The organism is Aureimonas sp. D3, assembly GCF_001463805.1.
Classification (GTDB): Bacteria; Pseudomonadota; Alphaproteobacteria; order Rhizobiales; family Rhizobiaceae; genus Aureimonas; species Aureimonas ureilytica_A.
Window position 1 is genome coordinate 61,929 of record NZ_BBWM01000063.1, and the last position, 24,661, is coordinate 86,589.

Sequence of the window (24,661 nt, forward strand, 5' to 3'; positions counted from 1 at the left end):
ATGTCGTCTCAGCCCACGCCTTCTTCCCTTGATCGTTCAGGCCCGGACGGGGCAGGCGTGTCGGTGGATATCGCCATCGTCGGTGCCGGTTTGGCCGGCACGGCCTGCGCGCTGCGCCTCCACGCCTTGGGCTACAAGGTGGCGCTTATCGATGCCCATGCCGAGCATGGCGAGGAATTCCGGGCCGAGAAGATGGGCCTCGTGCATCTGGCGCTGTTCGAGAAGCTGGGTCTCGACCAGATCGCCAAAGCCGCGCTGACGCCGATGCTCGACAATCACACCTATCGGCTGGGCCGGCTCTACGCGCGCAAGGACATTCCCGAATACGGCTTTTCCTACGCCACGCTCGTCAACGCGCTGCGCCATGCCGTACCGGACGACCTGCTGCGCATCACCGGCAAGGTCACCGAGATCCAGCGGTTGGACGACGATGTCAGGCAGCTCATTCTGGCCGATGGCACGAGGGTCGATGCGAGACTGGTCGTCGTCTCGACCGGGCTCGGCGAGGCCATCCGGCGCATGGCGGGCGTCAAGCGAACCGTCATCTCTCGCGCCCATTCGCTGGCCTTCGGCTTCGATCTGGCCGGGTCGGCGCGTGATTACGGCTTCGGCACGCTGAACTATTACAGCAAGCGCTTCGAGGATCGTTACGCCTATCTGACCTTCTTCCCGATCGGCGACACGATGCGGGCGAACTTCTTCACCTATCGCGAGATGACCGACCCGTTCGTAAAGCGGTTCCGCGCCGAGCCGCAGGCGGTGCTGCGCGAGCTGATGCCGGAAATCGCGCCGGTCTGCGGTGGTTTCGACGTTGCCGGCCCGGTCTCCGTGCGCCCCGTCGATCTCAGCGTCAGCGAGGATTACGAACAGCCGGGGCTGGTTCTGGTGGGCGACGCCTTCTGCACCACCTGCCCCGTGCCAGGCGTCGGCATCAGCCGCGTGATGACGGATGTGGAGCGCCTCTGCAATGTCCATATCCCGGGCTGGCTGGCGACGCCCGGCATGGGGCTGGACAAGATCTCGACCTATTACCGCGATCCGGTGAAGATCAAGACCGATCGGGTCGGGATGCGCGTCAGCTGGTATGCGCGCCGCGTCAGCGTCGGGGAGGGGCTGGTCTGGAAGATCAGGCGCACGCGCAACCGCCTGGTTCGCCGCTCGCTGCTGGCCCTGCGCCATGCGCCCGCGCGATGAGGACGCCCAACAGGCCGGGGCTTGCGGTGCGCCGGCCGCACGCGCAGACATGACGCGACGACATGTCGGGCTTGGCCCGCTTCCTTCCGATCCTCGCCGGGGCTCTGGCGAGCCCAGCCCATTCCTGCCTCCAGAAAGCGGACCCATGCCGGACGAGACGAAGCCCATCCTGCGCATTCTGGGGACACGCGGCGTACCTGCGGCCCATGGCGGCTTCGAGACCTTCGCCGAGCAATTGTCGCTGTTTCTGGTGGCGAAGGGCTGGCGTGTGGTCGTCTATTGCCAGCACGATGTCGCCGAGGTGACGCGGCCGCTCGGCTTCAGCACATGGCGCGGCGTCGAACTGGTGCATATCCAGATCGCCTCGTCGGGACCGAAATCCACGCTCGAATTCGACTGGAAGTCCGTCCAACATGCTGGCGCTGAGCCGGGGCTCTGCCTCGTGCTCGGCTATAATAGCGGCCTCTTCCTTCCCTGGCTCCGCCTCAAGGGCAAGACGGTGCTCACCAATATGGACGGCATGGAATGGCGTCGGGCCAAATGGGGGCCGGCCATCAAGGCTTGGTTCTGGGTCAATGAATGGATCGCGGCGTGGTCTTCGCATCGCCTGATCGCCGATCATCCCGCGATCGCCGACCATCTCGCGACGCGGCGCCCGCGCCGGCATATCGCCACCATCGCCTATGGCGCGAACGAGGTACCGCCGCAGCCGGAGGGGCCGGTGCGCGATCTCGGCCTGGAGCCCGGGCGTTATCTCGTGTCGATCGCGCGTATCGAGCCCGACAACAACATCCACACGATCGTCGAGGCCTTCTCTCGCCAGCCGCGCGGCGCCACGCTCGTGGTGCTCGGCACCTTGCAGCGCGGCCAGCCCTACCATGATCGCCTGCTGGATGCTGCGGGCCCGGAGGTCGTCTTTCCCGGCGCCATCTATGACGGGGCGGCCGTCGCGGCGCTGCGCTATCACGCGCGGGCCTATGTTCACGGGCACACGGTCGGCGGCACCAACCCGTCTCTCGTGGAATCGCTGGCCGCCGGCAATGCCTGTCTCTGCCATGACAATGCGTTCAACCGCTGGACGGCGGGCGCGGCCGGCACCTATTTCACCGATCTCGATAGCTGCGAAGCCGCCATCGAACGCGTGCTGTCGGACGACGCTCTGGTGGAGCGCGCCCAGGCCGCCGCCCGCGCGCGGGCCGCGGCCGCGTTTCGTCTGGACGATATCCTGTCCGCCTATGAGCAGGAATTCATCGCCTATACCGGCCATCCCGCCGGCCCTCAGACCGTGGGCGCGATGACGTAACCAAAGGACGCCGAGCGATGAACACGGGGCTGACGCGGCGGTGCTTTCTGGGGGGCGGGCTGGCTGCATCCAGCATCCTGCTGGCGGGCGGCTTGGCGCGCGCGGAGAATGCTGGCGGGTTGGAGGCGATGCCCATCACGCTTGCGCGCGGCGTCAACGCCTTTCCCTGGTTCTCGCTGACGCGCGAATATCCAGCGCCCCACACCGATTACGGCGAGCCGCCCTTCCAGACCCAACGGCCGGTGCCAACGCGGGGCGATCTTCAGCGTCTGCGGCAGGCGGGGCTGGATTTCATCCGGCTGCCGGTCGACCCAGGCCCCTTTCTGGCTGCCGCGCCGGATCGTCGCCGCGCGCTTCTGGGCACGCTCTCGGATGCCGTGGCGCTGACGCTCGATTGCGGTCTGAAGCTCGTCGTCAATCTTCAGGTGAACGGGGCCACGCATTACTGGAACCAGGAGCGGCTGGTGTCGGGGCCCGATGCGCCGGGTTTTGCCGCCTATGTCACCTTCGCGGGCGAGGTGGCGAAGCTGCTGGCCGGGTTCGATCAAGCGCGTGTCGCCCTCGAACCGATCAACGAACCACCCCAAGCCTGCGACGCCATCTCGTGGCCGGTCATGCAGCAGCGCCTGTTCGAAACCGCCCGGCGGGCGGCGCCGGACCTTACGCTCATTGCGACGGGCGCTTGCGGCAGCATGATCCGAGGGCTGGAGGCGCTGGACCCCGCGCCGCTTCTGGGGCAGGGGCCGGTTCTCTTTACCTTCCATTTTTACGAGCCCTATCTGTTCAGCCATCAGGGCGCGCCCTGGATGCGCGAGCCGGTCTATCGCGCGCTCAACGCCGTGCCATGGCCCGCGCGCGAAGGCACGCTGGACAGGACGCTGCAGGCGGTACGCACGCGCATGGCCGAGGATCGCACGCGGCCGAAAGCGGAAGCGGACGCTGCCTACAAGGAAACGGTTCGGCTGCTCCAGCAGTATTTCGACGCCGATCCGGGCCGATCCTTCATCGATCATTATATCGATCAGGCCGCCGACTGGGCGCGCCGGCATCGTATTCCCGCTGGCCGCGTGCTGATGGGCGAGTTCGGCGCCCTGCGCACCGACGCCCGCTACACCGCATCCGGTGCGCCGGACCGCGCGCGCTATATCCGGGACGTGCGCGAAAGCGCCGAAGCGCGGGGCTTCCCCTGGGCCTTCTGGAACCTGTTCGACGGCATGGGCGTGATGGACGACACGACACGCCAGCTCGACCCGGCCATCATCGAGGCGCTCGGCCTCACCCTGCCTCGGTGACCGCTTCCGACACACGCCAAAGGTCTTTTTCAACTTCACCCCGCGCAAGCAGTTCGATCTGAAGTAAAGCATTAAGGCCAATCCGCAGTCGTGACTGAAATCGTTGCGACCTCCTGAGAAGTTAAAGGCCTGTTCGTCTTGATCGTGCATCGTCCCGGGCATGCGGCGACATTCCGTCGCTGTTGCAGAAAGACTGGCTGACTCGAATCGTCCGTGCTTCTAGCATCACGTTGTTCTTGCAGTTATTCTTATTGCGACATTACTAAATCGGTCTTTCCATTCCGAGCTCAGGAGAGATGGGCCGAGTTTGATTCATGTCCTTTGGGCGACCGTATTCGCGTTCTCAACGCGGCGGGTCCGGCGCTCACCCATCCCGTGACGGCGCGACGGCGGCGGCACGATCCTGCGGACCCGCTTTGCGCCGCCACGGCGGCGCTTGGCCGACCCGATCTGCCATTTCGATTTCATGCTTCGACCAAAAGGGGTCGCCGAATGCTCAATATGTCCGACCTTCGCATGAAGGCGAAGATCGCTCTTCTCTTCAGTGTTGTCGCGGCGACCACCATCGCGGCGGTTGGTTTCATCTATGTCGGCAAGAACACCTTGTCCGAGACAATGTATTGGAACGATCATACGCATGATGTCATCACGGAGGTCAGCCATCTCGTGGAAGGCATGGTGGATCGCGAAACCGCGATGCGCGGGTTCCTGATCACCGGCGCGCAGGCCAATCTGGAGCCCTACAATGAGGGCGGGCGCATCTTCTCGGAGGCCATGAACAAAGCCACCGAGCTGACGGCCGACAATCCGTTGCAGCAGTCGCGTCTGGCGCAGGTAAGCCGCCTGGCCGATCGCTGGACACGTGAAGTCGCCGAACCCGCGATCGCCTTCATGGCACGCCCCGAAACGCGTCAGCAGGCCTGGGACCTCGAGATCACCGCCGCCGGCAAGCGGGACATGGACGAGTTGCGCGCCGTCACGGGCCAGATGATCGCCACCGAACAGACCCTCATGGCGGAGCGTCAGGCGCGCGCGGCGGCGGCTGAGCGCATGATCGAATGGGCGATCGGCGGCGGTCTACTCGGCATGATCCTGGCGCTGGTCGCGGCCGGCATCGTGCTGGTACGGGCCACCAGCGCGCCGTTGCAGCGCGCCGTGGCTCTGGCCGAGGCGATCAGCCAAGGCGATCTCACACAATCGGCCGAGGTGCGCGGACGCGACGAGGTGGCCGATCTCCTGCGTGCGATGAACGCGATGCGCGACACGCTGCGAGCCACGATTCACGATGTGATCACCTCGGCCCAGCAGGTCGCGGCCGGCGCTCAGCTCTCGGCCACCACGTCCGAGCAACTGAGCCAGGCGGCCAACGAACAATCCGCCTCCACCGAGCAACTCGGTCAGGGAACGGCGGAACAGGCGACCTCCGCGCAGCAGCTCTCGCGCGGCCTCAACGAACAGGCCACGGCCACCGAACGTCTCAGCCGGGGTGCGGTCGCGCAGGCGGCGGCCACCGAGCAGGCTTCCGCCGCCATGGAGGAAATGTCGGCCAATATTCGCCAGACCGCCGAAAACGCCACCACCACGGAAAAGATCGCCGCCCAGGCCTCGCAGAACACCAAGCGCAGCGGCGAGGCTGTGATCAGTTCCCTCGAAGCGATGCGCACCATCGCCGGCAAGATCCGCATCGTTCAGGAGATCGCGCGCCAGACCGACCTACTGGCCCTCAATGCGGCGATCGAAGCGGCGCGTGCCGGCACCCATGGCAAGGGCTTCGCGGTGGTCGCCTCCGAGGTGCGCAAGCTCGCCGAGCGCAGCCAAGGCGCGGCCTCCGAGATCAGCGAGCTCGCCGCCTCGACCCTCACCATCTCGGAGGAAGCAGGCCGCATGTTGCAGCAGCTCGTCCCCGACATCGAGCGCACAGCCGAGCTGGTGAGCGAGATTTCGGCCGCCTGCCGCGAGCAGAATGCCGGTGCCGAGCAGATCAACCAAGCGATCCAGCAACTCGACCAGGTCACGCAGCAGACCAGCCAGTCCGTGCAGGAACTTGACGAGGTGTCCCAGCAGAATGCTGAGGCGGTGCGTCAGCTCGATGAGATCGCCCAACAAAGCGCTGCGGCCGTTCATCAGCTCGACCAGACCACGCAGCAGAACGCGGCGGCCGCCACCGAAATGTCCGCCACGGCCGAGCAATTGTCGGCCGAGGCCGCGCGGTTGACCGATCGCGTCAGCTTCTTCCAACTGGGCGAACAGGCGGCACCCGCGTCGGCCCCCCGTCCGCAGGCCTTTGCGGCCGCCCCCGCACCCACCGTTCGGGCGTTGCAAGTAAAGGTCGATCAGTTCGCCAAGAGCCGTCCGACCCCTCCTGCTCGCCCCGTCGCGCCGGCGCGCGCCGTGAAGCCGGCTCCCGAGCGCGAGACGCCCGCAGCCCGCCCCAGCCTCGCAAGTGCCGCGCGCGGCGGTGTGGCCATCGATCTCGGCCCGGAAGAAGGCACGGTCGGTTTCGAGCGCCTCAGCTCCTGATCGGACAGAGGATCCATCCGGTCATTGGCCCGCCCCGCGCCACACCCGCGCGGGGCGGGCTCTTTCATGAGCGGATTGTCCGTCAGGCGTGCCGGATACCGATCGCTTGGGCTGAGACTTTCACGGCTCCGTTGCGAGGACGATGCTCGCGCGATGGGTTGAGGAGGGAAGAGCCGGCTGCGATGGGGGCCATGGTGCTTCGGCCCCGACCGAGAGGGAGGAGGGGTTGGAGAACAGGCGCCATCTCGTCCCGATCGGCCGGGCCTTGCCTATCGCGGCCACAGCGCGCGCCACCAAGCGTCGCAAGCTGGCAGACCGGAGGTAGGGCCCTTGTGCCGTGACAACAGGCTTGGGGGGCGCTGGAGCAAAGTGGTGGACGTATCCCGTCGGGGTCGACGAGCTTAAGCTCCATCCGATGAGTGGGACTTGCGCAAAGCAAAGCCAATGTCATCCGCTTGAAGGAAGGCGGCGAGGGCTCTCGTCGGCGAACCAACATCGAGCTGTACCTATGTCTCAAGGCGGTCGACGGCTTGGTTTGGAGCTGTTTTTGAAATGGCGCGCCGGTCAGAACAAAACTGCGAACACGTATGTCATTGATATCGCTTACCGAAAAACCGTAGCGACGAGAAGTTGATGCGCCGCTAGAAGGGCTGCGGCTGCTATTCGCCCATAGTACGCGTTCAGATCGATCCAGCGCGGTCCTAAAGCCTGCCCTTCGTGAACTAGGGCCTGTTAGCGCTTGAAGCCGACTCTATGTCGCTGGCTTTTCCGATGAGGAGAAGCGCGCAGATGCTGAGCGACGAGCAATGGTCTGATCTGGAGCCGCTGATCGAAGCGTGCCGCCCGCATGCGAAGGTTCCGAGCCCGCACCTTCGCCGGACGGTGGAAGCGATCCTTTGGCGTCACCAGAACGGAGCGAAGTGGCGTGCTCTGCCGGCCGAGTTCGGCCCGTGGTGGATGGCCGCGCAGACCTTTATCCGCTGGGCGCGTCTGGGCGTCTGGGAGAGGCTGCTGGCGCTGGTCCAAGGGCGCGGCGTGCAGCTTGGCATGGTGTTCCTGGACGGGACCAACATCCGCGCTCATCAGAAGGCGGCGGGTGCCAGCCGAAAGGGGGATCTGCAAAAGAGCGAGATGGCCGTGAAGCGCTTGGCCGATCTCGTGGCGGCTACGGTACTAAGGCCTGCGTGATGGCCGACGGCGCCGGGCGCGTCATCGCCTTTCGCCTCGCACCAGGACAGGCCCACGAACTGCCGCATGCCGTTCCGCTTTTGGCCGATCTGCCGGGCGTGCCGAAGTGGGTCGTGGCCGACCGGGGCTACACCAGTCATGCGTTCCGTCAGCACATCTGGGACATCGGCGCTCGTCCTGCCATCCCGCCGCTTCGCCACGAAGCGCCCGTCGCCTGCCCAGATTGGATCTACAACAACCGCAATCGGGTCGAACGCCTGTGGGCTCGGTTGAAGGAGTGGCGCGCCGTTGCCACCCGTTACGAGAAGACCGCCGCCAGTTTCCTCGGCGTCCTCTGTCTCGCCGCAGCCCTCGATTGGATCAGGCGCTAACAGGCCCTAAGCCCCGAACGGCGGTAGAAACGACTGGCATTGGGACATACCTGCCTTCTCACAGCGATAGTTCGAACGGCATCTTTCGCCAGGAGCGGACATTCGCTGATTGCCTTACCTCAACCCCCGGGAATCCTGCGTGGATCAGCACGTTATCTAACAATTGGATGCATTCATCACGCGCTTGTTCTAGCTCGGCTGCAAAACCCAGGTCTGTGAAGTCCAGGAAGCCCTGCACGCGCCGTATTCGCTGATCCTTGAGTCCCTGCTCGATTTGCGTTCGCAGGTGCCGGAGGGCGTTGTCGACCAGCCGGACGCCATAGCGGACATGGGGTCGTCTATGTCGCGCCAGCCGCCGATCGACTTGCGGATCGGATGCCGGCTTTCGCGGTCAAGCAACTCGCCCGTCCGAACCGCCCGCTGCGTATCAGAGAGCGCCTGGAGAAATTCGTCGGGGCTCTCGCAGTAGAGCGGCACCTCGAAGGTAGGTCGCCCGAAGGCCATTGCGATCGTCGTGAGGATCACCTCGTCGAGATCCTTCGCCCTACGGACCTTAATGACCTCTTCGTAATACCAGCGCTGGAGTTCGGGAAAGGCGTTGAGGTAGCCAATGATGTCGTCCCAAGACCACACCATCACGCGGCGGTTCCGTCCGCCGTCTTCCCATTCTTTGTTTAGTTCGTTCACCCAGTTCTGCACCGCGGTATCGCGGCGCGCCGTCGTGGCGAAGATCCAGATAGATAGCTTGGACTTAAAGTGCAGCGACTTGGCGGCTTCGTCCCGTAGCAGCTTCCGGCTAACGGGCCCGCCCGGGTATGGGCTGCCGTGCTCGTCTAAATCGGCGAGCCACTTGCATTGGACGCCGATCAAGCCATAGCGCTTCGAGCGGCCGAACACGTCCACACCGTTCTGCGCTTGGCCCGGCCTGCCGAACGGCTGCGCGTCCGGAATGCCGTACACTTCGCCCAGTAAGCCGTTCGCGAGATCCTCGAACTGTTGCCAGTAGAGCGGCGGCTGGAAGAATTGATTCACTGTCGGCAACTGCACCCCCAAAATGACGGCCTGACTGGCTCACCGGCAGGACGCGCCATATCAGCCAGTCTGGCGCAACTGTACGTCGCTGATAACGGTCCACCCTTCTGAGGATGATCGCCGGACTGGAGGAGATCACCGCCGGCAACCTCATCATCGGTGGACGTTCTGTGAGGCGCTTGCCGCCCGCCGAGCCCAAGATCGGGATAGTGTTTAAGGATTACGCGCTCTATCCGCATATGAGCGTCGAGGACAACACGGCCTTCAGCCTAAGGATGCGGAATGCCGAGCCGTCTGCCATCACTGAGCAGGTCGAGGCTGCCTCCACCATCCTGAAGCTAGACCCGTTTCTGGATCGGCTCCCCGCGCAACTTTCCGGCGGCCAGCGTCAGCGCGTTGCCATGGGCCACGCCATTGTTCATGATCTCGGTACCTTCCTCTTCGACGAGCCTCTGTCCAATCTCGACGCATCGTTGCGCATCGAGGTGCGGCTGGAGATCGCCAAACTCCAATGTTGCATTAAGGCGACGACAGTCTACGTCACGCACGATCAGATCGAGGCCATGACGCTGGCGTACCGGATCGTGGTGATGAACGGCGGCAACATGGAAAAGGCGGAGCCCCGCTCGATCTCTGCCACCGGCTCCACAATCTCGTCGTGGCGAAGTTCATCGGCAGTCCGACCATGAACACGCTTGATTACGATGTCATCGCCGGTGGCGACGACCGCCTTCGGGCCCTCTGCCCACCGGAGAGGTCGATGTGCCACTCGTCGATTCCGCTCTAACGTCAGAGCGCGTCACGCTCGGAATTTGGTCGGAGACCTGCAAGTCTGTTCGCCCGAAGTCGCATGGTTCACGGGTGAACTGTCGGTCGTCGAGCGACTGGGCAGCCGGACTTTCGGTCATCTCGACAGTGGCCGAGACCGAATGATCACCGTGGAGTTCGCTGAACCAGCACGATCCGTGTCGGCGAGCGGATTTCGGTGGCAGGGCGAGGAGAGCAGGTTCACCTCTTTGAAGCGGGTGACGGCCATCGCATCAACTGAAACAGCTCGACGACCAAAGCGTTTGCTTCGGAAAGACCCGCTTCCGTATCTGTTGATTCTTACGGAGAGCTGTCGGAGTCGGCTCTCCGTAAGAATAAGCAAGGGCGCAGTTTCTGCGAGTGATCAGAAACAGAATATAAGAAAACTGTACCCGCCGAGCCGTCGGAGAGCCACCAACTTGAGATGCAGTGGAAACGTGACGCGGGATAGCATTTTCCGGTAGCTGCGCGGCAAACCTCTGTGGTATGGCGTCCTCCAACGGGCGGAGCGAGGGCGCGCCGGCCTATAGCGATATTCAGAGCGAGTACATTGGGGTGCAGTTTTCGCATAGAAATGGAATGAATCGCAGAGCGGATTGCATGGACGATGCGCCATGCGCTGCGGCTGTGCTGATTCCCTGCTCGAACCGAAAATCTGTGAGGCCAGATGCGAAAGCTACGGCAGTTGCATTGCCGCGTGACATTCAGGTGGAAGTCGAAACTGCTTGGCGAATCCGCTTGGCCGAGTTGCCGCTGGCTTGTGTCGCTGGTGCGCTCTACGCCGGCCGCGGGATTCAACTTGGGCGGCGGGCGGCTGCAGTGACGGGAGGGAAGCTCTTCATCGTATCCGCTGGCCTAGGGTTGGTGGCCGCGGATCGCAAGATTCCGGCTTACGGTCTCACAGTGAGTGGGCATGGGCCGGAAAGTATTGCACCTAAAATCGCCGGGCGGTTCGACGTTGAGGAATGGTGGCGCTCCGTCAGCGGCAGCAAATTCTCCACTGACCTCGCCGCAATCTTTCAGCGTGCCGATGGTGCAGTCTTAGTTGCCCTTACCCAGCCTTACGCTCGCCTCCTTTCTGCAAGCTTAGAAGCGCTTACATGCGCCGAAGTGGCTCGCCTTCGGATCGTCGGCATTGGCTTGGCCGAAATATTCTCAGCGCGAGTTTCTCGTCAGGTGCTCCCCTACGACGGGCGGTTGGAGAGCATTCTGCCTGGAACGAAGACGGACTTCCCCCAACGCGCCCTTTTGCACTTTGTGGAGAATGGTCTGTCCACTTGCCCGGGGGGCGACGTTAATGAACACCGCGCATGGGTCGAGAAGGCGCTTAACGGGCGAGTTGCGCCAGCGCGACCGGTCCGTCCCCGACTGACGGACGAGGAGATTGTCATTCTTATCCAGCGCCATCTTCCGGAGATCCAGGCTGTCGGACGTCTCCTCCGCGTGATCCGCGACCGAGAAGGTGTAGCTTGTGAGCAGGCGCGGTTTACCCGCCTCTATAAGCGAGCGATTCAGTGGGGGACGCATGACGCGTCGTAAGCCAAGTGAGGAACCGACACTCGCCGTGAGGGCTCTGCGTACCCAGCAGGCAGAAGGCGTCGACGTATACGCCTTTTTTGTTCCTGGTGCCGACCTCCTGCGGATCGCCGATATCAGCCGCGTTCACCGCGACGGCGAAGGTACGCTGCACGGGTTCCAGCGCAAGGAGATCCAAAGCCACGTTCGATCCATCGTCGAGTTTCTCGATCAAGGGCCGGTGCTGTTCCCGAATGCGATCATCTTGGCGATTTCGCCGCGCGCTATCTTCACGTGCAGCCGGGGTTCCAAGCCAGAGGGCGACGTTCGAGCCTCGGAGTCCGGAACGCTGCGTATTCCCCTCCCTAGCAATGGCTCGAAGGAAGCCTGGATCGTGGACGGACAGCAGCGCTCAATCGCTTTGGCGCAAGCTCAGAATAAGAGCTTCCCTGTTCCGGTTGTTGCGTTCGTATCGGAGGAACTTTCGACGCACCGCGAGCAGTTCATACTCGTCAATAAGGCGCGGCCGCTACCGCCACGCCTTATCAACGAGTTGCTGCCGGAGGTGGATGGCGATCTGCCCCGCGATCTCGCTCCCCGGCGGATCCCGAGTGAACTCGTCAATCGCCTCAACAAGGCCGCCGACTCACCTTTCCGAGGGCTCATTCGCCGCCCGTCGGAGGACAATCCAGCTGCCGTGGTCACGGACACCGCGCTTATCAAGGTCGTTCGGAACAGTATCAGCAGTCCTCTAGGGGCGCTTGCGCCCTACAAGGCCACCCCGGCACGCATCGCTGACGGCGGCGCCATGTATCGTGTGCTGGTGGCATTCTGGAGTGCAGTTAGGGACACCTTCCCCGACGCATGGGGCCGCCCCCCGACGGAAAGCAGGCTCATGCATTCGGCCGGGATCGAAGCTATGGGCGTGCTAATGGACCGGGTCATGTCGCGCGCGTCGGGGAATGCTGATCTCCGTCGGCATTCGATGGCTGCGCTCGCCCGCATAGCGCCACACTGCAACTGGACGAGCGGGCGTTGGCTAGATCTCGAGCGTGACTGGAACGACATTCAAAACGTCGGTCGCGATATCCGGCTCCTCTCCGATCAACTTGCTCGGCTCGATCACGTCTACGCGTTTGCACAGGTAGCGTAATGAAATTTGTGTTCGCCGACAGCTTGGATTTTGTCGATCCGGCTTATGATTTTATTACGGACAGGAATGGCGCGCGGCGCGCGGTACACCGTGACGACCAGTTCCCCCACGAGTTCCTCGAAAATGCTCCCTACGACGGCATCTTGGTGTCGCGCGGCATTGTCGGCGATGCTCTGATGACGGGGAAGTACACACAAGCGCAACTCATGCGGTTTCGTCGAGAAGGTGCGCGAAAATTTTTAAGGTACTCAGAAGAGAAGTACCCAGGGAGTATGATGATGGGAGATTGCGGTGCATTTACGTACCGCAATATGCCGGAGCCGCCATATCGTGCAGACGACACCGCTGAATTCTACGAGGATGGAGGATTCACGCACGGTTGCTCGCCTGACCACCTGATATTCGACTTTGACGAACACAGTCGGGAGCGCCAGAGAAGCGAGGTGCCTGAGAGCACGCAACGTCGGTTCGACATCACGTTGCAGAACGCTGCTGAATTCTTGAGGGCTTCGACGCCCCTCGGTCGCAAATTTACGCCACTGGGCGTCATCCAGGGATGGTCGGCGACGAGCATGGCGAGCGCTGCATCGGATCTCGCGCGAATGGGCTATGACTACCTCGCGGTGGGCGGCACGGTGCCGCTTAAGATCGAGCAGTTGCGACGCGCGTTGGCTGCGATCCGCGACGCTCTGCCGGCACACGTCCGCTTGCACGTGCTCGGCTTCGGCAAAATCGAGAACCTCCAAGATCTAGGGCGATATGGTGTGGCGAGTTTCGACACTACGTCCCCGCTTGTGCGTGCATTTAAGGACGCACGCAAAAATTACTGGATGCGTAGCCCCGAAGGCGAACTGTCTTACTACACGGCCATCCGTATCCCGCAGGCGATTGAGAACAACCGCCTTAAACATAAAGCGTTGGAAGGGCGGCTCCATCAGGAAGAGATACGCCGCTTGGAAGATGCTGCGCTCGATGGTGTGCGCCGCTTCGCGAGTCACGAAATTATTGTTGATGACGCTCTTGATGCCGTGATGGCCTACTGGGAACAGCTGAACTGGAACGACGAGTCGTCACCGACAAGGCGTGCGGAAAGTCTGGAACGCCAGCGCAAGTCGTATGCTCGTACGCTCTCGGACCGTCCTTGGGAGGCGTGCAATTGCCGCGTCTGTCGTGAGGGCGGGGTAGAATCTTTGATCTTTCGAAACTCAAATCGTAACAAGCGGCGCGGAATGCATAACCTGCACGTTTTTCATCGCCATCTTCGTGATTTTCGGGCGGAGGCAGCATGAGCGTCCCTCGTTTCCTGCACTATGACGTACTCGTCCCACGTCAAAGCGAAGGGCTGCCGGTCTTCACCTTCGCTGCGCGAGCGGCAGAAGTCGCGCGTTTTGCGCGCATTGAGCGCGCGGGACGCGACGGCGGTGGTACACTGCAGGGCTTCCAGCGGCCACAGATTGCCGGGCACATCCGGGAGATCCGCGACTATCTGGAGAAGCCGACGGCGATCCTTCCCAACCCTATTGTGGTAGCGTTCACAGGCGCTGCAACGCTTGAACCGTTGCTGTTGCCCGACGAAACATCGGAGCGGTTTAAGCGTCTAACAATCGACATTGCCTGCGGGCCGCCGGGCTGGATCGTCGATGGACAGCAGCGCTTCACTGCTCTAAGCGAACTCCGCGGTCGCGAGTTCGAGGTCCTAGTCTCCGGCTTCATCTGCGACAGCCTGGAGGAACTCCAAAAGCAGTTCATTCTCATCAATAATACACGGCCGCTTCCGAAGGCGCTAGTTTACGAGTTGCTGCCGCAGGTGAGCGATCTGCCGCAGCGGATGTCCAGCCGCAGCCAGGCGGCGCTCCTTACAGAAGCTCTCAATTACCGGCCGGACTCGTCACTTCGTGGCCTCATCCGCCAGCAGACAAATCCGAAGGGTATGATCCGAGACACGGTGCTCCAGCGGGTGATTATGAACTCGCTGACGGACGGGGCTCTTCGGCTATACGCAGACGACAACCGCTTGCTTCTTGATCAAGGCGCTCGGCTCGTCAGCGAGTTCTTCCACGCCGTTAAGTACGTGTTCGAGGAGGACTGGGAAGGAAAGACTCCAAAGAACTCCCGTCTCGTTCATGGCGCAGGTATCATTGCTATGGGCTACGTCATGGAAGCCCTGCATGTGATGACGGGTGCAGAGGATCGGGAGTCATTCGCACGCGGCCTCCGGCTGCTGCAGCCGAAAACCGCATGGAGTTCCGGCGAGTGGGTGTTCGGCGAAGAGCGGCGCCGTTGGAATGGGCTACAGAACGTGCCGTCCGACATCCGGCAGCTTTCGCTCTACCTTGTGGGTGAATTAAAGCGGGCACTCCCGCAGGCAGAGGCTGCGTGAGAAATGTCTTACGCTGTTAAGGAAATCTTCTACACGCTGCAGGGCGAGGGTCGGAATGCCGGCCGTGCGAGCGTCTTCTGCCGCTTTTCGGGCTGCAATCTTTGGAGCGGCCGCGAAGAGGACCGCGAGAACGCCGTCTGCCGGTTCTGCGACACCGACTTCGTAGGTATGGACGGGACGGGCGGCGGCCGCTTCCGCTCGGCCAACGAGCTCGCCGAGGCGATTGCGGCCTGCTGGGGCGCGGTCGACGGCGAGCGCCTCGTCGTGCTGACGGGCGGCGAGCCGCTTCTCCAGGTGGACGAGGCGCTGATCGGCGCCCTCCACGCGCAAGGCTTCGAGATCGCGGTGGAGACCAACGGCACTGTCGCCCCGCCGCCGGGGATCGACTGGCTGTGCGTTTCGCCCAAAGCCGGCGCCGACCTCCTCGTGACGGGCGGCGACGAATTGAAGCTCGTCTTCCCGCAGGCCGGCGCCGAACCGGAGCGCTTCGCCGCCCTTCCCTTCCGCCACCTCCTCCTCCAGCCGATGGACGGGCCGGACCAGGCCGAGAACACGGCCCGCGCCGTCGCCTACTGCATGGCGAACCCGCGCTGGCGCCTCACCCTCCAGACCCACAAGATGCTCGGAATCCGATGAAGATCACGCAGAGCTTTTTCTTCGAGGCGGCGCACCGCTTGCCCAACGTGCCGCAGACGCACAAGTGCTTCCGCATGCATGGCCATTCCTATCGCGTCGATCTGGAACTCGAAGGCCCGGTCGATCCCCACACCGGCTTCGTGGTCGACTTCTTCGACGTCGAGCATGCCTTTGCGCCGCTGATGGAGCGGCTCGACCACCACACGCTGAACGAGGTCGAGGGCCTGGAGAACCCGACCGCCGAGCACATCGCCGTCTGGATCTATGATCGCGCCAAGCCTTCGCTGCCGCTCCTGTCGCGCGTGCGCGTCTTCGAGACCCCGCATTCGTTTGCCGAATACGAAGGCCGCTGAGATGGCGGGCAGACGCGAGACCGCGCTTGTCCTGTTTTCGGGCGGCCAGGATTCCACCACCTGCCTCGCCTGGGCGCTCGACCGCTTCGAATGCGTCGAGACGATCGGCTTCGATTACGGGCAGCGCCATCGGGTGGAACTCGACGTGCGCCCGCGCATCACCCAGCGTCTGAAACGCGACTTCCCCCATTGGGGCGCACGGATCGGAGAGGACCACCTCCTCGACATGGGGCTCCTCGGCCAGATTTCGCAGACTTCGCTGACGCAGGAGACCGAGATCGCCATGCAGGCGAACGGCCTGCCGAACACGTTCGTGCCGGGCCGCAACCTCCTCTTCCTCACCTTCGCGGCGACGATCGCCTACCGGCGCGGCGCCAAGCACCTCGTCACGGGCGTCTGCGAAACGGACTATTCCGGCTATCCGGACTGCCGCGACGACACGATGAAGGCGATGCAGCTCGCGCTCAATCTCGGCATGGAGGAGCGCTTCGTGGTCCACACGCCGCTGATGTGGATCGACAAGGCCGAGACCTTCGCGCTGGCCGAGCGGCTCGGCGGGGACAAGCTGCTCGACCTCGTTTGCGAGGAAACGCACACCTGCTACCAGGGCGACCGCACGCACCGGCACGAATGGGGCTATGGCTGCGGCACCTGCCCCGCCTGCGAGTTGCGCGCGCAGGGCTGGGAGCGTTTCCGGACCATTCAACTTCCTAGGTGAGAGCTCTCGTGCGAAAACTTAATCGTCAGCGTCGCCTCGAAGGGTCGTTTCTCTTCGCCGGGTTTGCCGCGTGTGTTCCCCTAGCCAATTGGCTGATTGACAACATCGGGACTGTCTGTGTGCCGGATGGCCCTTGCCTGATACCAGTGGCGCCGGGACTAACGGCACCAAGTGGAGTGCTTGCCATAGGCGCAGCACTCGTACTGCGCGATCTGGTACAACGCCGGCTAGGCCTTCTTTGGTCGGCAATTGCTGTAGCCTTCGGCTCTGTCCTGTCAGCGCTTTTCGCACCGCCGGCGCTTGCCGTGGCATCGACGGTGGCTTTCATCGTCTCGGAAACCATCGACTTGGCTGTTTTCACGCCCTTACAGCGCAAAGGCCTGCTCCTCGCGGCGTTCGTTAGCGGGATCGTCGGCCTTGTGATCGACAGTGTGGTCTTCTTAGTCCTCGCCTTTGGCACCCTCGATTTCCTTGCCGGCCAAGTCGTAGGGAAATTGTGGATGATACTATGCGCGCTCCCGATACTTCATTGGACAAGAGATAGAGACCAACAGAGCGCCCTTCATCCAGCTTAGTGCGTCCAGAACGCACTGCGAAACTCTGGATTTGATTGAGAAGATGGCGGCAAATATTGACGCGAGAGACCTTCTGGGAATTCAAATGCGATCGTGTCGTCGGAAGTATTTCGTGGATCACTGATGAAGGCGCTGAAACACTCTGACGTTGTCAACGGCGGCAGAGTTCCGCGAGGCCCAGTGCGTATGTCTAAGGTACTGGTCCTTCGGGCCCTCTACGACCCCCATGACACCTGTGCGCGAAAGAACTTTGCGTCGGCTCTGCGTACGACGCCATGCTGTTGCTGGTAGGAGTTGGCAATAGCAAGGCGTCGAACAGAGAGATACGAGTTCGTTTTTCCACAGTTGTTCTGGCCGTTCTCGACTGCATCACACTGGTTTATTCATCAGATAATTCTCTATAGCACGTAACATGCTTGAAAATCCCGTACCTTGTGCGTAGAGTAGCACTCGGTCGTCGCGATGCGCACGGATGAAATCTGTGGCTGCATGCTTTGCCGATAACCAAGTCACCACGAAGAGATCGGAATTCTCCGCTAGCGCGCGCAGCCGGTGGCTACCGTCGTGATCAGCATTCGTATCGACCGTGACGGACGGCGAGATCTCCTCCAGCACAGCCTTGGCTTGTCGGCTTGAGGATTCGGACAGCGAATAGATGGCGATGCGCAAGCCGGCCAGGCGGCCAGCCAAGCCATCATTCACGGGCTCGACATCGGTTGCCGCGGTTACTGGCGGCGACCAGCCGAGTTCGCTTGACAACAATCTGACCGCGATCCGCTGAATGCGGGTAAGTCGGCCATAGATTGGAACGATGCGGGCAAGAATGCGATGGAGGAACGTCTCGCGGGCACTCGCATCGGGCGTGGCGGCGTTCATGAACCTCTCGACGAGATCCAGAACCCAATAGATCATATCGACGCCAAAGCCGTCACCGGCGATTTCGTCGATATCGGCAATGAGGTCGCGATAGGCCTTCTGGTCAAGGCCCGTGGCCAGAAGCCCTTCAACCAATACTTGGCTCGACTCGTAAATGGTTGATCCGCGCGCACTTCCGAGCGCAAAGAGGGTCAATAACCCACCATAGATCGGCGACAGAGCAGCCCTTGGGAATTCGTCGTCCCTCTGCAGCCAAGCGACCAGATAGGGTAGGGCCCGGGTAGTGCGACCAGCGGCAAGCTCATCGCCTTGGACCTTTTCTAGTGCCGCGACAAGGGTACGCACCGCGACCGGATCACCCGTCGATACGCCGATCTCCCACTCATCCTTGCCTCGCCGCGCAATATCGAGTGCGTCGGCGAAGGTTGGATCTCTAGCGCGATCAAGCCAGGCGATCCAGGATGTCGGCGGCGCGACATTCGCCAGTTCATCGGTCGCCTGCACGATGGGTTGGAATGGCATCGTCTCACGCAGCAACGCCAATTCATCAGGAGTGAGCCGCGCCATCGCTGTCATTGCGTCAGCAAGGAGGTCTATGCTGTCGACCGCATCAGCTTGTACCAGCGCTTTACGCGCGGCATCGATCGGGGCAGCAACCTCGACCCCTTTAGGCGCGAGCGGCGCTTGCACCGGCAACAGGTCTGCGATCCAGCCCAGGTCCTGCACCCGGTCGGCAAGTATGGCGAGCAGATCTTGGCGATCGGGATTTGAGAGTGTTTCCAGTCCTAGGAGGCGCCATCCGCCTATCTGCAACCCTGCCGGTGCAGCAGCGATACTCATCGACTGGACGAAGGACTGCACCGAACTCTCGAACGCAGCACGCGTTTCGGCCACATTCGCGGCGTCGAATGGTCCAGCAATATGGGTTTGATACAGTGCTTCCAGGAGGATCGCGGTGATCGCCGGCGTCCTGCGGGCGACGCAGAGGCTCTGGAATCCGGGGAGGTCAACGATTGCGGCCCATTCCTCGAAGACGGCGAGCAGTTGGGCTTCGAGAAACTTGACGTTGAGTGCGTCGAGACGGAGTTCGCTGCGGAGGCGGTCAAGAATGCCGGTCGCTGCATCGCGGCCCCCGATATTGAGATGATCTTGGAACCGCGCAAGCAGCCAAGAGGTCGGGACCGGGGCCGAGCGCTGCAGTTCGGGCGCGCGCGCAAGCGTATCACGCGCGCGCAGGAGCGCGCGCAAGGCTGTAACTCGTGCGCGATCGTCGGCCGGTAAGCGCATGATCGCGGTGACAGCAGGCGCGGCAAGTTGAAGGCGGGCGCCGATCGGATCGATTTCGGCCAACGGTTCTGGCACGCCCTCGAACCCGGTAAGGGTTGGTCCGGCGAACGCCAGCAGGACGGGCTTGAGCCGCCGCCAGTCGGACATGGTCGACGCCGCAACATCGATCTGCATCGATCCGGCACTGTCGATTACAGGAACGAGCGCACCGGGAAATGTCTCGGAGATCACCGATTGGGTCACATCCGCGCATAATGCGGCGATTTCGTTGCTCGCGCTCGCGCACGGTTGGAGCGCGACGAGATCTGCCAACACGGCCCGCGCCGCATCGAGGTTTGAGCCGATCATGCCATCTGGCTTTCCCAGCGCGATCCAAGCTCGATCGATTGCTCCGCGACCGCCGCCGGGTCGGTCCGCAGTACAAGATGTTCGCCGTTGACCGAAATGCCGTTAAGCGTAAGATTCATCGAACCGCTCAAGAAGTAATCGACACCGAGCAGGCCCTTGGCGTGGAAACTCTTCTCCACGATCCATTTTATCTGATCGCCGTAGCGCGCCTTGAGCATCTTAAGGCGAGCGATGAAATAGTCATTGTGGCCGTCGACGCGGATCACCAGCCGAAGTTCGACGCCGCGGGCGAGGAGGGCGCGGAGCACCTGTGACAAGCGGATCGGCGACGCCGGCCAATCCGGCTCGAGCGCCGCGAACTCGCGCGCAGAATTGTCGATGATCTCGACATCGCTGATCCAGGCGAAGAACAACCACAACTTCGGGCTGGGATGGATGAGTTCGGCGACGAACAGGCTTTGAAGCAGGTCGCGGACTGCACGCGACTGTGTCGGGCCATGGAGATCGCGTGACGGATAGAGCATCAGACCTGCTCCCTCAGGGTCAGCGTCGCGAAGATTCGGCCATCGGCGCGCTCGACCCGCTCGATGGCGGGGAAGAACTGAAGCACGCCGACGCTGACGGGGGTCGCCGAGAGGCGAACGAGGACGGCGCGGAACACCCGGGCCTCGCCCGCATCGGCAACGAACCGTGCAGTACCCTGGGCTTCAAACGCGGTTGCTAGCAGAGTCTCCCAATCAGGATCGTCGAAGGCGATCGTCGCGACCGCCCGTCTGAGCAGTAGATTGCGGACGACAGCGGGGTCGGTCGAACGCGTCTGGCGGAACGGATGATAGGACTGCAGAACGCGCTGGCGCACTTCATTCGCGCGCGGCCAGAGCAAGCTCGTGATTGCCGACAGGACCGTTACATTCGCGACGGCGGCCGCCGGTAGTGTCGCCGCGAGGAACGCTCGAACGGCGCTCGAAATAGTGGCGTTGCAGCTCGCAATGTAGGCATATTCGCGCAAGCCAACAGCAATGCCGAATCGGTCCTGTGTCGAATCCCAATGCGTTTGCAGGTCGAGCAGCAACTGATCGAGTTGGGGACCTGAACCGGCGCGCAGCAGACGGTTGTTGAGCGAAACTGACAGTGCATGGCTCAGATCGATCCCACCGCGCTGCGCGAGCGTTTGTGAGAGCGTCCGCCACAGAATTGCCCGCTCACCGTGCGAACTCGTCGCACGCAATCGTGTAACTTGATCGCAGACCTCCGCATCATCAACGGCGAGGGTCAGGATCTCACGCAAGCTGCCATCGACCAACTCCAAGTCGCTGGGAGCAAGCGCCGCGTTGAGCGCCGAGAAGAAAAGGCGCGGTTCGGAGGCAAAGCGGTCGGCAAAGGCTTCGAGGACGCCAGCGCCGCCAGGTGTCGTCTCGCTAATCCAAACGTTTGCGACATCGGACATAGCGTCATCGCGGATGTCGACGAGGAGCGTGTCAATGGTGGCTTGCCGCGGTGCCGCGGCAATGCACGCTTGGAGCAAGGCCTCGCCAAGCGTTTCGAGTATCAGTCGACGGAGCCAGGCGCTGAATTTCGCAGGATCGACCGTTACAAGTTGCGCGGCAAGCGCGCGCAACCGGTCCCGGACTGCTGGACGGCCGAGTTGCTGAAACAGCGCATGCTGCAAACGCCCTCTACCGCCTGCCGCACCGGCGCTGGCGGTTCCGCCAGCGGGATAGCCGCTGCTACCAAATGCATCATCGTCGGCATCGCCATCTTGCGTCGCATCGCCGTCGGGTGGCGTCGGCGGCATCGCACCGAACACACCGTCCATAACGGCACCGAACACGCTTTCGATCCGGTCGTCGTCAAGAAGGTCGGCGATCGTCTCCGCCAACGGTCGATCGCCTGACGCAGCATCAGCAAGCAATGCAGATAGCAGGAACTGGACTAACCATTCGCGCTGAAATCGGTTTATGTCGTCGGGCAGTTCTGGGTCCAGCCGGATGAGGTCGCGTACATAAGCGAGTTTGCACGCAGCGAGAACATCGGGCGGCAGGTAATCACCGTTCAGCATGTCGGTATGCGGCAATGCGAGATCAAGCCGGAACCCGTCGACCTCAAGTTCGAAGCCCACCGCGGCGGGCCGGTCGTCATCACTGGTGAAAGTCAACGTGACAGGAAAATCATCTTGTAACGTTCGGATATTCGCCCTTGCCTTCCCGGCGAAGCGCCGGACACTGACGCTTGAGCGGAACCGGTGAAGGTGGAAATCGATGGCGCGGATATGGTGGCGCCATTCCGATCGCGCCGGGACCGGCACGCCGAGGGCGTCGCCATTGGCGACGATGTCGGATTGCCAGACGAGTTGAGCGTTGCTGCTCGGGAGCGCCTCGGTGCGGGCAGCACGTTCGAGACGCACGGTCCATGGTCGGAAGACCAGGAGCGGCGCTCCACTGACATGATCATTAAGGCTGTTGGAAAAGCTGCCTACGAATTCATACTGGAGCGCGTAGTCGCTGATCCGGCGATCCTGCTCGGGAAACGCCGGATCGATCGGGATCCAATGCGATAAAGCACCGCGCTCATGTGCGAAGCGGCGGGTCACGCGCCCGGGTACGAACTGGTTGAGCGCCTGGAGGATTGGCATCTGTTCGATGCGCTCCTCATGGTTGACCGTGGCGGGGGGAATGATGACCCGCACTTCGGGCAAGCTCAGATCGCTGAACAGGTTGCCTGGGACGAAGTCGGGCAAAGGATGGTGATCAATTTGAAGGTCTTGCGTCGCGCCGGCATTCGGAATCGCGAGTTGCCAGCGGCGGAACAGCCGCCGGACCAACGTCGGCACCGCTTCGAGCAGAAGCGAGCGCGGCGACTCCCAGAGCAAGATTTCGGCCGCCGCTCGGTCGATCCCGAGCGCTCCCATCAGATATCTGCGCAGATCGTCGATGGTGGCGGCGTCGCCTTGCACCAACTGGGTCAGCTTGGCGCGGGTGCGATCGAGGACGGCACGCTCGGCGAGGCTCGCCTGCGGCAGCGGGCGACTGAGGAGGTTCCATTGCCAGGCCTTCTCATAGCCCACGGTGGTCGCTGCCAGCCAATCGAACAACGCAAACACAGCCTGAATCTTCATCACATACGGATTGCGGATCGGGAGATATTGCGGTTCGAGCGAGGGATCGAACAGATGCTCGAACGCCTGATAGAATGCGCGGTCGCGGCCATAGTCCGAAAGGACGGTGAGCGTAATCGGGCGCATCGCGCGATCGCGGCCGGCGCGTCCCTTACGCTGAAGGAACGACGCCATGCTGCGCGGCGCCTTGTGCTGAATGACCGCGCCGACGAGTGGGTCGTTGAAACCGACCTCAAGCGCAGCAGTCGCAACCACGATATTGGCCGATTGATTGACTCCGGCGTCCTGTGAGGTGGTCCGTCCGACAACCAGGCGGCGATCGAGCGGATTGCCGATGTCCTCGCAGATCCGCCAGCGCTGGCCCTCGAGATCGCGAACCGCGGCATCAGGCCCGGCCCGGCGGATGTTCGCAAGGGGCATGCGCGCCGTGTCGGGTCGACCGAAAATCGTGAATGCTTCGGCATCGCGCAGATCGTCGTAGAGACGATTGGTGACGTCGAGGTCATCGGTGAAAAGAAAGGCGCGCCGGCCGAAGGCGCCTGATACGTTGGTCGCTCCGGGCGGATCGAGCAGCCGGGGCAGCAGCATCGAGGTCTGGATCGTCGTCGAGAGCAGCGACGCGCGCGAGGCCGGGTCGCCACGCAGCAGGATTTGATATTCGGCGCCCTGTTCCTCGTACTCTTCGAGCGTCGGCGTGATTTCGACGACATCATCCAAGGCTGCGCCGGTCAGATCAGAAAAGAAGCGCGCCGCATCGCCTAGCGTGGCGGAGAGACCGACCCAGGAAATCGGTGCCGCCAGCAAATGCCGCCATCGCCGCAGGGTCAGCGCGGCTTGCGCGCCGGTTCCACCCTCATAGGTGTGCACTTCGTCGAGCAGGGCTAACAATGGCTTACGCCCGAGCGGGAGACCGACGCCGAACAGGCCGCGCATCCAGTGATCGGACAGGCGCTGGTTCAGAATCTCGGTCGTGGTGAACAGGATGTCGGGCGGAATGCGCTGCAATCGTGTCCGGGTCAGCACGATCTGGTCGTCGCCGATCATTTGGCCGCAGCCGGGTTGAATACAGGCCAACCGCTCGTTGGTCGCGGAGATGTCAACACCGCGCCAGACAAGCTCGCCGTCGCAGCGCGGACAGCGCATCCAGGGGCAGACAAAGTCCTCGCCGCGCCGAACCCAACTCTTATCTATCAGTTCCTGCCGGGCCGCACGGGTCGGTGTCTTGCCGAACAAGGCACCGATGATCAGCGGTCGGCGCCCGTGAAAGGCAAGCGTCTGATCAATCGTCCGCGCCATGCGAAACGCCTCGGCGAACTGATCCTTGAGCAGCTCAATTCGCGGGTAGATCGCGATCGCTTTGACCCAATGATCGGCAGCGATCGCTTCACCAATCCGGATCATTCCGGGCACGTAGAAGGCGATGGTCTTGCCACTGCCAGTGCCGGCGGTGACGATTGTGCCGCCGTCGTCCGTCGCGGCCGACAGACGCAGCGCCGCTCGTTCCTGAAAGTCGGCAAGCTTCATTCCGTCGCGCGACGTCAGCGTCCGCCAGAGGTCCTCACGCAGTTGTGACCCGCCCAGCACTAATGCATGCTCGGCGAGGATATCGGCGGGCAAACGCCGTCGCTTGGGAAAGCGCCGCGGCCGGCAATCTACCCGAAAGTCGGCGACGAGCGACGGTGCACCCTGCCAGGGCTTGTTTGGGAAGAGCTGCCGGTTGGCAGCCAGCAGCCGCACCATCTCGGCAAAGCGCGACCGGATACGGACGTCGCCGGCGAAGCTCGTCATCTCAAAGACTAGCTTGGCATCGATCAGTTCCTCGACGAGATCCTGCCCGTCACTGCCACTTACTCCTGCCGCCTCGCAGACCTGATCGCCGAGATCGAAAGCTTCATCCTCGCTCAGACCGCCATCGGTGAACCCCCATTCGAGGGAGCGCATCTCAATGGCTTCAATGCGGTCGAGCAACGCGAGGGCATGGTCAGACACAGGCATGAT

General features: G+C 62.6%; 18 protein-coding genes. 14 read left to right on the forward strand and 4 right to left on the reverse strand.

All coding sequences use genetic code 11. From position 1 onward, the window contains the following. From AUL36_RS19435 to AUL36_RS19460, 5 genes are all read left to right on the forward strand, one after another. Complete coding sequence (locus tag AUL36_RS19435) at positions 1 to 1,194, forward strand: FAD-dependent oxidoreductase (RefSeq protein WP_082655944.1); 1,194 nt, start codon at positions 1 to 3, stop codon at positions 1,192 to 1,194. A gap of 145 nt (positions 1,195 to 1,339) precedes the next feature. Next, positions 1,340 to 2,497: a DUF1972 domain-containing protein gene (locus AUL36_RS19440; protein WP_062223412.1), complete on the forward strand. Its 1,158-nt coding sequence runs from the start codon at positions 1,340 to 1,342 to the stop codon at positions 2,495 to 2,497. Positions 2,498 to 2,514: 17 nt separating this feature from the next. Then, a complete protein-coding gene (locus AUL36_RS19445) occupies positions 2,515 to 3,789 on the forward strand; it encodes a glycoside hydrolase family 5 protein (RefSeq protein WP_082655945.1) in 1,275 nt (424 codons plus the stop codon). Positions 3,790 to 4,281: 492 nt separating this feature from the next. Further along, a complete protein-coding gene (locus AUL36_RS19450; RefSeq protein ID WP_062223414.1) occupies positions 4,282 to 6,309 on the forward strand; it encodes a methyl-accepting chemotaxis protein in 2,028 nt (675 codons plus the stop codon). Positions 6,310 to 7,098: 789 nt separating this feature from the next. Further along, positions 7,099 to 7,868 (forward strand): IS5 family transposase gene (locus AUL36_RS19460; RefSeq protein ID WP_156418488.1). Its coding sequence is split into 2 segments (ribosomal slippage): positions 7,099 to 7,414 and positions 7,414 to 7,868, totalling 771 coding nucleotides; the frame shifts between segments, so codons are not numbered across the junction. Positions 7,869 to 8,057: 189 nt separating this feature from the next. Here AUL36_RS19460 and AUL36_RS19465 read toward each other — a convergent pair. Continuing rightward, positions 8,058 to 8,909, reverse strand: a complete 852-nt coding sequence (locus AUL36_RS19465; protein ID WP_156418489.1) for a hypothetical protein — start codon at positions 8,907 to 8,909, stop codon at positions 8,058 to 8,060. 104 nt (positions 8,910 to 9,013) lie between these two features. Here AUL36_RS19465 and AUL36_RS19470 point away from each other — a divergent pair, with 104 nt between their 5' ends. From AUL36_RS19470 to AUL36_RS19510, 9 genes are all read left to right on the forward strand, one after another. After that, complete coding sequence (locus tag AUL36_RS19470) at positions 9,014 to 9,589, forward strand: ABC transporter ATP-binding protein (RefSeq protein ID WP_062223423.1); 576 nt, start codon at positions 9,014 to 9,016, stop codon at positions 9,587 to 9,589. A 718-nt stretch (positions 9,590 to 10,307) separates the two neighbouring features. Then, entirely contained in the window at positions 10,308 to 11,246 is a 939-nt protein-coding gene (locus AUL36_RS19475; protein ID WP_156418490.1) for a hypothetical protein, read from the forward strand. Then, positions 11,233 to 12,375, forward strand: coding sequence for a DGQHR domain-containing protein DpdB (gene dbpB / locus AUL36_RS19480; protein WP_062223427.1), 1,143 nt, complete (start codon positions 11,233 to 11,235; stop codon positions 12,373 to 12,375). Before AUL36_RS19475 ends, dbpB (AUL36_RS19480) begins: the two co-directional genes overlap by 14 nt. Next, on the forward strand, positions 12,375 to 13,664 hold the full coding sequence (gene dpdA / locus AUL36_RS19485; RefSeq protein WP_062223429.1) for a tRNA-guanine transglycosylase DpdA: 1,290 nt from the start codon (positions 12,375 to 12,377) through the stop codon (positions 13,662 to 13,664). The genes dbpB (AUL36_RS19480) and dpdA overlap by 1 nt, the downstream gene beginning before the upstream one ends. Further along, complete coding sequence (dbpB, locus tag AUL36_RS19490) at positions 13,661 to 14,755, forward strand: DGQHR domain-containing protein DpdB (RefSeq protein WP_062223430.1); 1,095 nt, start codon at positions 13,661 to 13,663, stop codon at positions 14,753 to 14,755. The genes dpdA and dbpB (AUL36_RS19490) overlap by 4 nt, the downstream gene beginning before the upstream one ends. Before the next feature lie 3 nt (positions 14,756 to 14,758). Continuing rightward, positions 14,759 to 15,391 (forward strand): 7-carboxy-7-deazaguanine synthase, encoded by a 633-nt coding sequence (gene queE / locus AUL36_RS19495; RefSeq protein ID WP_062223432.1) that lies wholly within the window; start codon positions 14,759 to 14,761, stop codon positions 15,389 to 15,391. Then, positions 15,388 to 15,744 (forward strand): 6-carboxytetrahydropterin synthase QueD, encoded by a 357-nt coding sequence (queD, locus tag AUL36_RS19500; RefSeq protein WP_062223434.1) that lies wholly within the window; start codon positions 15,388 to 15,390, stop codon positions 15,742 to 15,744. Before queE ends, queD begins: the two co-directional genes overlap by 4 nt. Before the next feature lies 1 nt (position 15,745). After that, a complete protein-coding gene (gene queC, locus AUL36_RS19505) occupies positions 15,746 to 16,462 on the forward strand; it encodes a 7-cyano-7-deazaguanine synthase QueC (RefSeq protein WP_062223436.1) in 717 nt (238 codons plus the stop codon). A 176-nt stretch (positions 16,463 to 16,638) separates the two neighbouring features. Then, entirely contained in the window at positions 16,639 to 17,037 is a 399-nt protein-coding gene (locus AUL36_RS19510) for a VUT family protein (protein ID WP_244497178.1), read from the forward strand. A 369-nt stretch (positions 17,038 to 17,406) separates the two neighbouring features. Here the strand turns inward: AUL36_RS19510 and dpdD are convergent, their stop codons facing one another. Genes dpdD through dpdJ form a run of 3 tightly spaced genes read right to left on the reverse strand, consistent with a single transcriptional unit; the run spans position 17,407 to position 24,658 of the window. Beyond that, the gene (gene dpdD, locus AUL36_RS19515; protein ID WP_062223439.1) at positions 17,407 to 19,548 is read right to left on the reverse strand and encodes a protein DpdD; all 2,142 of its coding nucleotides are present in this window, start codon (positions 19,546 to 19,548) and stop codon (positions 17,407 to 17,409) included. Further along, positions 19,545 to 20,072 carry a phospholipase D-like domain-containing protein DpdK gene (dpdK, locus tag AUL36_RS19520; protein WP_062223441.1) on the reverse strand — a complete coding sequence of 176 codons (528 nt, stop codon included), beginning with the start codon at positions 20,070 to 20,072 and terminating at the stop codon, positions 19,545 to 19,547. Before dpdK ends, dpdD begins: the two co-directional genes overlap by 4 nt. Further along, on the reverse strand, positions 20,072 to 24,658 hold the full coding sequence (dpdJ, locus tag AUL36_RS19525) for a protein DpdJ (protein ID WP_082655946.1): 4,587 nt from the start codon (positions 24,656 to 24,658) through the stop codon (positions 20,072 to 20,074). Before dpdJ ends, dpdK begins: the two co-directional genes overlap by 1 nt. Positions 24,659 to 24,661 lie beyond the last annotated feature (3 nt).

Bases quoted from the DNA above. Each gene is read 5' to 3' on its own strand.
- queD (WP_062223434.1), top strand. From the start codon at position 15,388: ATGAAGATCACGCAGAGCTTTTTCTTCGAGGCGGCGCACCGCTTGCCC.
- dpdD (WP_062223439.1), bottom strand. From the start codon at position 19,548: ATGATCGGCTCAAACCTCGATGCGGCGCGGGCCGTGTTGGCAGATCTC.
- dpdJ (WP_082655946.1), bottom strand. From the start codon at position 24,658: ATGCCTGTGTCTGACCATGCCCTCGCGTTGCTCGACCGCATTGAAGCC.
- queE (WP_062223432.1), top strand. From the start codon at position 14,759: ATGTCTTACGCTGTTAAGGAAATCTTCTACACGCTGCAGGGCGAGGGT.
- AUL36_RS19445 (WP_082655945.1), top strand. From the start codon at position 2,515: ATGAACACGGGGCTGACGCGGCGGTGCTTTCTGGGGGGCGGGCTGGCT.
- dbpB (WP_062223430.1), top strand. From the start codon at position 13,661: ATGAGCGTCCCTCGTTTCCTGCACTATGACGTACTCGTCCCACGTCAA.
- dpdK (WP_062223441.1), bottom strand. From the start codon at position 20,072: ATGCTCTATCCGTCACGCGATCTCCATGGCCCGACACAGTCGCGTGCA.
- dbpB (WP_062223427.1), top strand. From the start codon at position 11,233: ATGACGCGTCGTAAGCCAAGTGAGGAACCGACACTCGCCGTGAGGGCT.
- AUL36_RS19470 (WP_062223423.1), top strand. From the start codon at position 9,014: ATGATCGCCGGACTGGAGGAGATCACCGCCGGCAACCTCATCATCGGT.
- AUL36_RS19440 (WP_062223412.1), top strand. From the start codon at position 1,340: ATGCCGGACGAGACGAAGCCCATCCTGCGCATTCTGGGGACACGCGGC.
- AUL36_RS19475 (WP_156418490.1), top strand. From the start codon at position 10,308: ATGGACGATGCGCCATGCGCTGCGGCTGTGCTGATTCCCTGCTCGAAC.
- dpdA (WP_062223429.1), top strand. From the start codon at position 12,375: ATGAAATTTGTGTTCGCCGACAGCTTGGATTTTGTCGATCCGGCTTAT.
- queC (WP_062223436.1), top strand. From the start codon at position 15,746: ATGGCGGGCAGACGCGAGACCGCGCTTGTCCTGTTTTCGGGCGGCCAG.
- AUL36_RS19450 (WP_062223414.1), top strand. From the start codon at position 4,282: ATGCTCAATATGTCCGACCTTCGCATGAAGGCGAAGATCGCTCTTCTC.
- AUL36_RS19435 (WP_082655944.1), top strand. From the start codon at position 1: ATGTCGTCTCAGCCCACGCCTTCTTCCCTTGATCGTTCAGGCCCGGAC.